11 protein-coding genes are annotated in these 12,191 nt (G+C 70.4%); 6 read left to right on the plus strand and 5 right to left on the minus strand.

Translation table 11 applies throughout. The features are described 5' to 3' along the window. Window positions 1-78: 78 nt before the first annotated feature. The 5 genes from ABT009_RS19200 to ABT009_RS19220 all read left to right on the plus strand — a co-directional run bounded on the left by ABT009_RS19200 (window position 79) and on the right by ABT009_RS19220 (window position 6,716). Window positions 79-1,119, plus strand: a complete 1,041-nt coding sequence (locus tag ABT009_RS19200) for a carbohydrate ABC transporter permease (protein WP_351295745.1) — start codon at window positions 79-81, stop codon at window positions 1,117-1,119. Further along, window positions 1,116-2,006 carry a carbohydrate ABC transporter permease gene (locus ABT009_RS19205; RefSeq protein ID WP_351295748.1) on the plus strand — a complete coding sequence of 297 codons (891 nt, stop codon included), beginning with the start codon at window positions 1,116-1,118 and terminating at the stop codon, window positions 2,004-2,006. The genes ABT009_RS19200 and ABT009_RS19205 overlap by 4 nt, the downstream gene beginning before the upstream one ends. A gap of 7 nt (window positions 2,007-2,013) precedes the next feature. Next, on the plus strand, window positions 2,014-3,483 hold the full coding sequence (locus ABT009_RS19210; RefSeq protein WP_351295751.1) for a glycoside hydrolase family 3 protein: 1,470 nt from the start codon (window positions 2,014-2,016) through the stop codon (window positions 3,481-3,483). Between the two features lie 249 nt (window positions 3,484-3,732). Next, window positions 3,733-4,806, plus strand: a complete 1,074-nt coding sequence (locus ABT009_RS19215; RefSeq protein ID WP_351295754.1) for an SIS domain-containing protein — start codon at window positions 3,733-3,735, stop codon at window positions 4,804-4,806. A gap of 392 nt (window positions 4,807-5,198) precedes the next feature. Continuing rightward, complete coding sequence (locus ABT009_RS19220; protein ID WP_351295757.1) at window positions 5,199-6,716, plus strand: sensor histidine kinase; 1,518 nt, start codon at window positions 5,199-5,201, stop codon at window positions 6,714-6,716. A 215-nt stretch (window positions 6,717-6,931) separates the two neighbouring features. On the opposite strand, the gene ABT009_RS19225 is transcribed toward ABT009_RS19220, so the two are convergent. Together ABT009_RS19225 and ABT009_RS19230 are read right to left on the minus strand one after the other, a co-directional pair. Further along, window positions 6,932-7,189, minus strand: a complete 258-nt coding sequence (locus ABT009_RS19225; RefSeq protein ID WP_040248489.1) for a WhiB family transcriptional regulator — start codon at window positions 7,187-7,189, stop codon at window positions 6,932-6,934. Between the two features lie 314 nt (window positions 7,190-7,503). Continuing rightward, the gene (locus ABT009_RS19230) at window positions 7,504-8,472 is read right to left on the minus strand and encodes a diacylglycerol/lipid kinase family protein (protein ID WP_351295761.1); all 969 of its coding nucleotides are present in this window, start codon (window positions 8,470-8,472) and stop codon (window positions 7,504-7,506) included. 92 nt (window positions 8,473-8,564) lie between these two features. On the opposite strand from ABT009_RS19230, the gene ABT009_RS19235 reads away from it, so the two are divergent. Continuing rightward, entirely contained in the window at window positions 8,565-9,026 is a 462-nt protein-coding gene (locus tag ABT009_RS19235) for a hypothetical protein (protein WP_351295763.1), read from the plus strand. A 64-nt stretch (window positions 9,027-9,090) separates the two neighbouring features. Here ABT009_RS19235 and ABT009_RS19240 read toward each other — a convergent pair whose 3' ends face one another. From ABT009_RS19240 to ABT009_RS19250, 3 genes are all read right to left on the minus strand, one after another. Then, the gene (locus tag ABT009_RS19240) at window positions 9,091-10,236 is read right to left on the minus strand and encodes an RNA polymerase sigma factor SigF (protein ID WP_502989911.1); all 1,146 of its coding nucleotides are present in this window, start codon (window positions 10,234-10,236) and stop codon (window positions 9,091-9,093) included. A gap of 17 nt (window positions 10,237-10,253) precedes the next feature. Further along, window positions 10,254-10,667 (minus strand): ATP-binding protein, encoded by a 414-nt coding sequence (locus tag ABT009_RS19245; protein ID WP_067277722.1) that lies wholly within the window; start codon window positions 10,665-10,667, stop codon window positions 10,254-10,256. Between the two features lie 451 nt (window positions 10,668-11,118). Beyond that, the gene (locus tag ABT009_RS19250) at window positions 11,119-12,180 is read right to left on the minus strand and encodes a 1-aminocyclopropane-1-carboxylate deaminase/D-cysteine desulfhydrase (protein ID WP_502989912.1); all 1,062 of its coding nucleotides are present in this window, start codon (window positions 12,178-12,180) and stop codon (window positions 11,119-11,121) included. Window positions 12,181-12,191: the final 11 nt, after the last annotated feature.

The following is a 12,191-nucleotide window of genomic DNA, read 5'->3' on the forward strand; positions in this document are numbered from 1 at the left end:
TGTCGGGGGCGGCGGATCCGCCATGGATCCCGCCGCCCCCCGCATCCCGGTTACCGGTTCGAACGGAAGGCCAGCACAGTGAGTGCCGCCGACATGAAAGCAGCCGAGCCCCCGGTTCCCGGCCTTCGGCAGCCCGAGCAACGGCCCGCGCCAGGCCCCGCGGACGGGGTATCGGGGTCCGACGCCGCGACGCCGAGCCCCTCAGGCGCCGGGACGCTCAGGAAGAGAAAATCCGGGGCCCTCCTGCCCTACCTGCTGATAGCCCCCGCCTTCGTCGCGATCGCCGCCGTGTTCGTCTGGCCGCTGATCAAGACGGTGATCATGTCCTTCCAGGACGTCGGCCGCCGAGAACTGTGGACCGGGGACCCCGCACCCTGGGTGGGTTTCGAGCAGTTCACCAACATCCTCGGTGACGGCGAGTTCTGGACCGTCGTCTGGCGCACCCTGCTGTTCATGGTGGCCTGCGTCGTCGCCACCATGGGAATCGGGCTCTTGCTCGCCCAGGCCATGCAGCGCATGACGAACTGGGTCCGGCTCGCCCTCACCGGCGCGCTCGTCGCGGCCTGGGCGCTGCCGCTGCTCGTGGCCACCTCGATCTTCCGCTGGTTCGCGGACTCCGACTACGGCGTGGTCAACATGGTGCTGACGAAGTACCTGGGCCTCGACTTCCGCGGCCACAACTGGTGGCTCGACCCCAAGCAGGGCTTCCTGATGATCGGCGCGGTCGTCGTGTGGGGAGCGATCCCGTTCGTCGCCATCACGCTGTACGCCGCGCTCACCCAGGTCCCCAGGGAACTGGAGGAGGCGGCCGCCCTCGACGGGGCCGGTGCCGTCGGCGTCTTCCGCTACGTCACCTGGCCGGTCATCAAGCCCGTCTTCCAGATGGTCACCACGCTCTCGGTGATCTGGGACTTCAACGTCTTCGGCCAGATCTTCCTGATGCGCGCCAACAAGCCGGAGCCGGAGTACAACCTGCTCGGCCTCTACTCGTACGAGAAGGCGTTCGAGTCCAACTCGTTCAGCCAGGGCGCCGCCATCGGGCTCATCACGGTCCTGCTGCTGTCCGGCGTGGCCGTGTACTACCTGCGCCAGCTCCTCAAGATCGGAGAGCTCGAGTGAGCGCCACTGCCCCCACCCGCCCGGCGTACCGCCCGGGCCGGAACCCCGCGTACCGCCCCGACCGCAAGAAGAAGAGCCGGCACGTCTACAACCTCGTCGGCCTGGTCGCCTTCGTGGTGATGGCCTTCCCGGTCTACTGGCTGGTGATCAGCGCGCTGCGGCCGAACTACGAGATCCGCAGCTACGACCAGACGCTCTGGCCCGACTCGATCACGCTCGACAACTTCCGGCGGGCGATCGACATGCCGAACTTCGGCACGGCGATCCAGTCCAGCCTGATCATCTGTGTCACCGCGGTGGTCGGCGCGATGTTCATGTCGACGATCGCCGCCTTCGCGATCGGCCGCTTCCAGTTCATGGGCCGCAAGGCCTTCATGATCGTGCTGCTGGCGGTGCAGCTGCTGCCGCCCACCGCGCTCCTCATCCCCCTCTACCTCCAGCTCAACGAGCTCGGCGGACTCAACGAGTACTGGGGCGTCATCGTCGTCTACCTGGTCTCCACGCTCCCCTTCGCGACCTGGATGATCCGCGGCTTCGTGATCAACATCCCCAAGGAGCTGGAGGAGTCCGCGATGGTGGACGGCTGCAGCCGGATGGGGGCCTTCTGGCGGGTGATCTTCCCGCTGCTCGCCCCCGGCCTCGCGGCCGCCTCGATCTTCTCGCTCATCAACGCGTGGAACGAGTACCTGCTGGCGTACGTCGTGCTCCAGGACAACGACAAGTACACGCTGAACGTGTGGCTGATGAACTTCACCACCTCGCGCGGCACCGACTACGGCGCGCTGATGGCCGCCTCCACGCTCATCGCCATCCCGGTCGTCGTCTTCTTCATGCTCGTCCAGAAGAAGATGGCCGCGGGCCTGACCTCCGGCGCAGTAAAGGGATAACTCCGCCATGACGACACTCGCCCGCGGCACGGACACCCTGACCCGCGACGCGCTCACCGTCCTCCAGCCCGGCTTCACCGGCACCAGCGCCCCCGACTGGCTGCTGCGCCGGCTCGGCCAAGGCCTGGCCTCGGTCGGCCTGTTCGGCCGCAACATCGCCTCGCCCGAACAGGTTGCCGAGCTCACCGCCCAGTTGCGCGCCGAGCGGGACGGCCTCCTCGTCGCCATAGACGAGGAGGGCGGCGACGTCACCCGGCTCGAGGTGCGCACCGGCTCCTCGTTCCCCGGCAACCACGCCCTCGGCGCGGTGGACGACGTCCAGCTGACCCGTGACGTGGCCGCCGAACTCGGCCGCCGCCTCGCGGCCTGCGGCGTCAACCTCAACTGGGCGCCGTCCGCCGACATCAACTCCAACCCCGCCAACCCCGTCATCGGCGTACGCTCCTTCGGCGCCGACACGGCCCTCACGGCCCGGCACACCGCCGCGTACGTCGAGGGGCTGCAGTCCGCCGGAGTGGCCGCCTGCACCAAGCACTTCCCGGGGCACGGCGACACCGCGGTCGACTCGCACCACGCGATGCCGCGCATCGACGCCGACCTCGAAACGCTGCACGCCCGCGAACTCGCCCCGTTCCGGGCCGCGATCGCCGCCGGCACGCGCGCGGTGATGAGCGCTCACATCCTCGTACCGGTCCTCGACCCCGACCGGCCCGCGACCCTCTCCCGCCGCATCCTCACCGGCCTGCTGCGGGAGGAACTCGGCTACGACGGGCTCATCGTCACCGACGGCATCGAGATGCAGGCCATCGCCTCGACGTACGGCATCGAGCACGGCAGCGTCCTCGCCATCGCCGCCGGCGCCGACGCCATCTGCGTGGGCGGCGGCCTCTGCGACGACGACACGGTGCTGCGGCTGCGCGACGCACTCGTCGACGCGGTACGCGCGGGGGAGCTGCCCGAGGAACGCCTCGCGGACGCGGCCGCGCGTGTGCGGGAGCTGGCGCGGTGGACGGAGGCGGGGGCGCGCTCCGACCGGGACATCGGCCTGGTCGCGGCCCGCCGTGCACTCACGCTGACGCGGTCCGACTCGTACGCCCCGGTCACCTCGGCTCCTTACGTCGCCGCGCTCACCCCCGTCGCGAACATCGCTGTCGGGAACGAGACGCCGTGGGGTGTGGCCGCGGAACTGGCGCGGCTGCTGCCCGGTACCGAGACGGGGAGCTGGTCCGCTCCGGGGGCCGGGGAGGGGGTGCTGCGGGCCGCGGGCGGGCGCCGCATCGTCGCGGTCGTCCGCGACGAGCACCGCCATCCGTGGATGTCGGCCGCCCTCGACACGCTGCTGGCCGCCCGCCCCGACACCATCGTGGTCGAAATGGGCGTCCCCCAGGCTCCGCCGCGGGGCGCCCTCCACATCGCCACACATGGCGCGGCCCGGGTGTGCGGGCGGGCGGCGGCGGAGGTCATCGCGGGCGCGTGAGCGCACGCGTCTGCGAGCTGTCGTCGGCTGTCGCGCCAGCGACTCCCGTTGTGGGCAGGCGTTCCGCAAGGGGCGGAACGGGTGGGCACAACCCACGACGGCGGGTGCCGTGGCGCCGTACCTGTGCACCTGTGCACGCTTCCGGCGGGGCGCAGACCAGGGCGGCAGCCCAAGCGCCCGCCTGGTACCATGGAGTGGTATAGACCAATCCATGGACAAGGCGAAGCGACACCGACCTGGAGGCCCCGCATGACCGCCAAGACCGCCGCCGGCCCGCAGAGCGAGCAGCCAGGCCGGATCATGTCCCGCGAGATGGCCGAACAGCCCGAGGTGCTGCGCCGCATCCTCGAGTCCGGCGCCCCCAGGATCCGCGAGGTCGCCGAGCAGGTCGCAGCGAGGAAGCCCCGCTTCGTCCTGCTCACCGCCCGCGGCACCTCGGACAACGCCGCGCTGTACGCCAAGTACCTGCTGGAGATCCGCCTCGGCATCCCCTGCGGCCTGACCTCCATGTCCACCACGACCGCGTACGGCGCGCGCCCGGACCTGACCGACGTCCTGGTCGTCACCGTCAGCCAGTCCGGCGGTTCCCCGGACCTCGTGGCCTCCACGAAGGCGGCCCGCGAGGCCGGTGCCATCACGGTCGCGGTCACCAACAACCCGGACTCGGCGCTTGCGGCCGTCTCCGAGTACCACATCGACATCATGGCCGGCCCGGAGAAGGCGCTCCCCGCGACCAAGACCTACACGGCATCCCTCCTGGCCCTCTACCTCTTCGTCGAGGGCCTGCGCGGCGGCGACGGCTCGGCGGCCAAGCCGCTGCCCGACCTCGCGGAGAAGCTGCTGGAGCGCCACGACGAGGTCAGGGCACTCGCCTCCCGCTACCGCTTCGCCGAGCGCATGGTGATCACGTCCCGCGGCTACGGCTATCCGACGGCGAAGGAAGCCGCGCTCAAACTGATGGAGACCAGCTACATCCCGGCCCTGTCGTACTCCGGAGCCGACCTCCTGCACGGCCCGCTCGCCATGGTCGACAACATCTCCCCGGTCATCGCGGTCGTGACCGACGGCAAGGGCGGCGAGGCCCTCCAGCCCGTCCTCGACCGGCTGCGCGGACGCGGCGCCGACCTAGTTGTCATCGGCCCCAGGACCCAGGTCGAGCAGGCCTCGGCGGGCTTCGTCCTGCCCACCGAGGGCGTGGCCGAGGAGGTCCAGCCGATCCTCGAGATCATCCCCCTGCAGCTCCTTGCGTACGAGGTGACGATCGCCCGCGGCCAGGACCCGGACGCCCCGCGCGCCCTGGCGAAGGTGACCGAGACCCGCTGACCCAGGTCATGTGAACCGAGCGGCACCGGCGCCCGTGCAGTGTGTGGGAGTGTCGGAGAAGCCCGTGCGGCATGTTCGAGAAATCGACACCAACTGACATTCCCCAACGCATGGACATCCGATTATGGTCTAGTCCAGAATTCGGATTGAACCTCCGCCCTCCCCGCACAGGAAGGCGGACCGAGGAACCGGGCTCTCTGCCCTGACTGCTCCGGCTCCTCATCCCTCGGCCGTCCGGGACCGCACACCCGCCGGCCGGTATTGCTCCGGGCTGCGGTGCCGGAAGGGTTGAGGGTCCCTTCCAGCGCCGCGGCCCGCGGGTGTCTCCGACCCCGGTGACCTGCGCCGGGCGCGTGTTCTGAGCGCCCGACCGGCCAGGTACGCTCGCAGACGTGCCCTCCATGAACGAGCTCGTACGCCAGCACACAGCCCTCTCCGACACGGATCTCGAGTGGCTGCATCTGCTGGTCTCGGAGTGGCAGCTGCTCTCCGACCTGTCCTTCGCCGACCTCGTCCTGTGGGTGCCCACCCGGGACGGCACGCGCTATGTGTCGGTGGCCCAGATGCGACCGAACACGGGCCCCACCTCCTACCAGGACGACATGGTCGGCCACCTCGTGCCACGCGGCCGCCGCCCCCTGCTCGACGCCGCGCTCGACGAGGGCCGCATCGTGCGCGAGGGCGACCCGGAGTGGCGTGAGGAGGTGCCGGTACGGGTCGAGTCGATCCCCGTACGCCGGGAGGGCCGCGTCCTCGGCGTCATCGCCCGCAACACCAACCTGCTCACCGTCCGCACGCCGTCCCGCCTCGAACTCACCTACCTCCAGAGCGCATCCGACCTGGCCCAGATGATCGCCGCCGGGTCCTTCCCGTTCCCCGACCAGCAGGTCGACATGGACGCCTCGCCGCGCGTCGGCGACGGCCTCATCCGGCTCGACGCGGACGGCATCGTCCAGTACGCCTCGCCGAACGCCCTGTCCGCGTACCACCGCCTCGGTCTCGCCGTCGACCTCGTCGGCCACCACCTCGGCATGACCACCGCCGAACTCGCCCCGTCCCGCCGCCCCGTGGACGAGGCCCTGTCCAAGGTCGCCAGCGGCTGGGCGCCCAGAGAGTTCGAGATCGAGGGCAACGACGGCGTCATCCAGGTCCGGGCGATCCCGCTCAAGCCCAAGGGCACCCGAATCGGTTCGCTGGTCCTGCTGCGCGACGTCACTGAACTTCGCCGCCGCGAACGCGAGTTGATGACCAAGGACGCGACCATCCGGGAGATCCACCACCGGGTGAAGAACAACCTGCAGACCGTCGCAGCCCTGCTGCGCCTGCAGGCCCGCCGCATCGAGTCCGAGCGGGGCCGCGAGGCGCTGGAGGAGGCCGTACGCCGGGTGGGCTCCATCGCCATCGTCCACGAGACGCTCTCCCAGAACCTGGACGAGCGCGTGGAGTTCGACGAGATCGCCGACCGTGTGCTGGCGATGGTCGCGGAGATCTCACCTGGCAAGGTCACCGGCCGTCGTACCGGCCGCTTCGGAATCCTGGACGCCGAGGTCGCGACCCCGCTGTCCATGGTCCTCACGGAGGTCCTGCAGAACGCCCTGGAGCACGGCTTCCGCCCGGGCGACCAGGGCACGGTCGAGGTCTCGGCGGTACGCGGCGGCACCACACGCGAGTCCCGGCTGCTGATCACCGTCCAGGACAACGGCGTCGGCCTGCCCGATGGCTTCGATCCGCAGCGGTCCGGAAACCTGGGACTGCAGATCGTCCGCACCTTGGTCGAGGGGGAGCTGGGCGGGACGTTCGACATGGTGCCGGCCCGCGAGGGCGGCACCCAGGTGATCCTGGACATCCCGGTCCGCGCGAGAAGCAGCCGTTCCGCGCCGAACCGAGCCGGCAGCCGCGACGAGAAATAGCCGGGCCGCTCCCAGGGGTTGGCCGGGAGCGGCCCGCGCCGGTACAGCAGTGAGCCCCGGACCGAATCGGTCCGGGGCTCACTTCACGCTGCTTCGGGGGCACCACCCGGGCGGGGCCTGGGGGGAGCGGGGATACTGCGCGCTGCGGCTCGGGGGCGGGAGATGCGTACTCGCTGTACGCGCCGCCGGGCCGAGGCTCGTACGGGGCGTGGGCGTCAGGCGCTGGCCTGGCGCGCCCGGTTGCGAGCGGCGCGGCGCTTCATAGCGCGACGCTCGTCCTCGCTGAGGCCACCCCAGACACCGGAGTCCTGGCCGGACTCGAGCGCCCACTGCAGGCACTGCTCCACAACGGGGCAGCGACGGCAGACGGCCTTGGCTTCCTCGATCTGCAGCAGCGCAGGACCGGTGTTGCCGATGGGGAAGAACAGCTCGGGGTCTTCCTCGCGGCAAACGGCGTTGTGACGCCAGTCCATGGCTGCTACCTCTCTTGGTATTACGTGCAGGTTGCTTGTGAATGTGAACGCTTTCACGAATCCCTCAACAAGTGAAGGGCCTACCGCCAGGTTCCCGGCGTGGTCCTGTGATTGAGGAGGGGTTCGGGCTCTCTGTGGGGTCTGTGGTGCGACCGTCTCGAGCGCCATGTAGAGATTCGCAAACCTCGGCGGCGGATACAACCCCCTACGAGAAGTTTTTTTTGATTCCTCGGTGTCGACTAGGTCACAGCCGTACTTCCATGGGGTGGATCCCTGCCTAAACGTTCGAGTGAAAGGACTTTAGGCCCTTCCGCTCACACAATCACACGCAGTGCACGGCGTACGCCTGTGAACGTCACGCTCGTCCGCAGTCCCAGGTGGTCGCCGTCCATCTGAAGGGGCAGTGGGACCTTCGAATGCAAGGTGAAGTCCGTCAGGTCGTGCAGCGAGACCGCGTGCTTGCCTTGCGGGCCGCGCTCGGGGGACGAAGCAAGCAATTGCGTGGCATACCGGGCGACCGCACCGGTCGAGAGCCTGCTGAGTCCGAGTACGTCCAAACCCGTATCGAACGAAGCTTTCGGCGAGGCGTAGACGGGGCGATTGCCCAGATACGTCCACGGTGAGGTGTTGCAGACTATCGACAGCACAAGATCGGTCACCGGGTCCTCGCCGGGCCGCTCCAGAGTGATCGTGCCGTGTCGGCGGTGGGGCTCGTCGAGGAACTGGCGTATCACCTGGCGCAGGTACAGGGCGTGCGTCGACCGCTTGCCCCGTTCCCGCTGCTGCTCGACCCTGCCCACCACGCTCGCGTCGAAGCCGAGGCCCGCGCAGAACGTGAACCAGCGCCCGGGCACGGCCTCGTCCGGGGTGCCGGGGGTGCCAGCCGCGAGGCCCAGGCCGACCGTGCGCTCGCTGCCCTCGCGCAGCGCGTCGAGCAGTGCGCCCGTGGCCTCCACGGCGTCGTTCGGCAGACCAAGGGCGCGCGCGAAGACGTTGGTGGATCCGCCGGGGACGACGGCGAGGCGGGGGAGGCGGTCCGGGTCGGGTCCGTGGTGCAGCAGGCCGTTCACGACCTCGTTGACCGTGCCGTCCCCGCCGAGCGCGACGACCAGGTCGATGTCCGTGCTCTCCGCGGCCTGCCGGCCGACGTCCCGGGCGTGCCCGCGGTACTCCGTGGTGACCGCTTCGAGCTTCATCTCGCTCGCGAGTGCGTGGATCAGCACATCTCGTGTACGTGCACTGGTGGTGGTTGCCGCCGGATTGACCACGAGAAGAGCACGCATGCGAAAGAGAGTACCTACCGGGTGGTACTAAACCCAGACCGGTGCCCGGTACCGAGGTCGGGGCCGACGGTGCGCGGGGCTAACCTGCTGGGGTGAGCTCAGGACAGACCCCCACCACCGACGTCACCGAGGCGGGCCCCCGCCCGGGACGGCTGACCGCCGCGGCGGTCCTGGCCGCGCTGGAGGGCGTGGCGCTCGTCGCCGCCGGCGTGTATCTGCTCATCAGGGGGTTCGCGGGGGACGCGGACAGTGTCGAGCAGGCCGCGACCGGCGGGGTCACGCTCATCGTCCTGGCGCTGCTGCCGCTGCTCGCGGCGCGCGGGCTGCTGCAGCAGCGCAGCTGGAGCCGGGGGCCGGCGATCATCACGCAGATCATGGCGCTGCCCGTGGCATGGACGCTGCTGCAGGCCGACAGCCTGGCGATCCCCGCCGGGATCGCCCTGGGCGTCGTGGCGGTGACCGCCCTGGTCCTGCTGGTGCACCCGGCGACGACCCGGGCGCTCGGTATCCGAGGGCCCGGCGGCGGACAGGAACCCAAGCAGCCGAAGAAGTAGGCGAGCCGTCGGGGTCCGGGGAACGGTCCCCGTGAGTCCCGCCCGGCCCTTGTGGCCTCCTCGTCTACTCCTCCACGAGCAGCTTCTCCCGCAGCTGAGCCAGCGTGCGGGCCAGCAGTCGCGACACGTGCATCTGGGAGATGCCGACCTCCTGCGCGATCTGCGACTGCGTCATGTTGCCGAAGAAGCGCAGCAGCAGGATCCGCTTCTCGCGGGGCGGCAGATCCTCCAGGAGCGGCTTGAGCGACTCGCGGTACTCGACGCCCTCCAGCGCCTCGTCCTCCGCGCCCAGCGTGTCCGCGACGGCCGGGGACTCGTCGTCCGTGTCCGGGACGTCCAGCGACAGCGTGGAGTACGCATTGGCCGACTCCAGGCCCTCCAGGACCTCCTCCTCGGAGATGGCGAGCTTCTCCGCGAGCTCGTGCACCGTGGGGGAGCGGCCGTGCAGCTGGGAGAGCTCGGCGGTGGCCGTCGTCAGCGACAGCCGCAGCTCCTGCAGCCGCCTCGGGACCCGTACCGCCCAGCCCTTGTCGCGGAAGTGCCGCTTGATCTCGCCGACGACCGTGGGGGTCGCATACGTGGAGAACTCCACGCCGCGCTCCGGGTCGAAGCGGTCCACGGACTTGATCAGGCCGATCGTGGCGACCTGGGTGAGGTCGTCCAGCGGTTCGCCGCGGTTGCGGAAGCGGCGGGCGAGGTGCTCGACGAGCGGCAGGTGCATGCGCACCAGCTGGTTGCGCAGTTCCGCGTACTCGGGCGAGCCCTGGGAGAGCTTGCGCAGCTCGACGAACATCACTCGCGCTCCGCTGCGGTCATGCGGATCGTGCCGGATGTGCGGTGCGCCCTGCGCGCCCTGCTCGGCCTCGTGCCCGTGCTCGCTCATGTGACCTGCCCTCCCCCGGCCACCGCCGGGAGGTACCCCCGTCCCGCCGTCCCGGCCGGAGAGCGCTTCGCGCTCGTCCTCGTCGATGGCCTGTGTCCGCTCCGACGTGTCCGCCGCGGTGTTCACCACCGCCGAGGAGCCGTCGGCCGGTGTGCCGTCGGCGAAGGAGTCGTCCTCGGGATGCGGCCGTGCCTGCTGCTCGGGGATGCCGGCCCCCGGTGCGCGCGCCGGCTCCGCCGGTACCGCACGCTCCTCGGTCGGCTTCCTGCCCCGGCTGCCGGTGTTATCGCCCGGAAGGCCCCGGATGCCGCGCTCTTCGTCCCGCACCGGTCCGTCCCCGTTCCTCACGCCGGCCCGGGTCCCGCGCCGCGCTGTTTGTAGAGGCTGATCGCAACGGTCTTGTCGTCGGCGACCGAGGAGTCGACCTTCCCGGCCAGCGCCGACAGCACCGTCCAGGCGAAGGTGTCGCGCTCGGGCGCCCGTCCGTCGGTGGTCGGAGCGGAGACCGTCACCTCGAGCGAGTCGTCCACGAGCCGGAAGACGCAGCTGAGCACGGAGCCGGGAACGGCCTGCTGCAGCAGGATCGCGCAGGCCTCGTCGACCGCGATACGGAGGTCCTCGATCTCGTCCAGGGTGAAGTCCAAGCGCGCCGCGAGGCCGGCCGTGGCCGTCCGCAGCACCGACAGGTAGGCACCCGCAGCCGGCAGCCGGACTTCCACGAAGTCCTGGGTCGCGGGCTCGCCTGCGATCTGGGACACCCTCACCTCCAAGGTGATTCCAAGCTTTCCGGGGGCCGAGGGTGGCCCCCCGGAGTAACGCGGTACATGGTTCAGCGGTGACGCTACCGCGCCCCCAAGTTCCCTGTCCCGACGACCTCCTCCCCTGCTGTCACTCATAGTAAGCCCATGAGTACGGACAGTGGCTAGGGGTCTGCGGTCCCAAATGGGAAGAGCGCGCGCCGGGTTGACGTACCCAGGCCCTGGACGGTCGAACCGTCCTGATCCACTTCAGGCGAGCACCCCGTCCGCAACGCGCCGGCGTCGGCTTTCGCCGGGCTCGAGGGTACGCGTCGGCAGCGCTGCCGGCCCGGGGTTCGGCAGCTCATCGACGTGCAGGCACTCGTTCATGGTGGCAAGGTTACGACGCCCGCGTGGAAAGCTGCGGTGAAGCGGAGGGCCGTGCCCGGCCGACCTTGCTGTGGTCGCTCGGTTACGTGGTGTCGGCGGCCCGTGTCGCGGCCGGGCCCTGGATCTCAGCGGGGAAAGGGCGTCCCGTGGTGACGGCGGCCAGCGTGGTGCCCGCGGCGAAGGCTCCCTCGTCGGCGAGGGTGACGAGTCCGTACAGCATCTTGGCGACGTAGAGGCGTTCGACGGGCACTCCGTGCCGGTCCTCGAAGTCGCGGGCGAAGGCTTCTAGTTCGGGCGCGATGCGGGCGTAACCGCCGAAGTGGAAACGGTCGTCGAGGGACCAGTCGCCGCGCCGGCCGCCGAAGGTCTGCTCCTGCAGCACCCGTATCTCCTCGGTAAGGAAGCCGCCCCTGAGTACGGGTATGCCGAGTGCGCGCTGTCCGGGGCCGAGTCCGGCGGCCAGTCCGGCGAGGGTGCCGCCGGTGCCGCAGGCTACGGCGACGACGTCGGCCTGGCCGCGCAGTTCCCGGCCGAGGGCCGTGCAGCTCCGCACGGCGAGCGAGCTGCTTCCTCCCTCGGGGACCACGTACGCGACCTCGGCGCCGACGTCGGCGCTGCCGTTGTCGGCATGGACGCCGATCGCGTTCAGGATCCCGGCCAGGACGTCCGGTTCGCTCTTGCGTCGGTACGTCGATCTGTCGATGAAATGCAGACGCATGCCGTCCGCCGCGCAACGGGACAAGGACGGATTGAGGGGCCGGCCGGCCAGTTCGTGCCCCCTGATCACGCCAATGGTGGGCAGATCCAGCAGCCGGCCCGCCGCGGCGGTGGCACGGAGGTGGTTGGAGTAGGCACCGCCGAAGGTCACGATCGTCCGGCCTGCGGCCGCCCGGAGGCTCGGCTCCAGCTTGCGCCACTTGTTGCCGATCAGGTCCGGGTGGATCAGGTCGTCCCGCTTGAGCAGCAGCCGCAGCCCGCGGCGCGCGAAGCGCTCGTCCTCGACCGCCTGCAACGGCGACGGCAGCAGCGGCCGCAGGTCGGCAGGATCGCCTGCGGCCGCGCCGCGTGCTGCGGGGCCTCGTACGGCAGCGCTGTCAGGGCTGGTCACCGGACCATTGTCGGCCGGTCCGCGCGAGGAGCGCATCGAGGCCGGCA

Origin of the sequence: Streptomyces sp. NPDC002896, assembly GCF_040295225.1 — a bacterium.
In the GTDB taxonomy this organism is placed as follows: Bacteria; Actinomycetota; Actinomycetes; order Streptomycetales; family Streptomycetaceae; genus Streptomyces.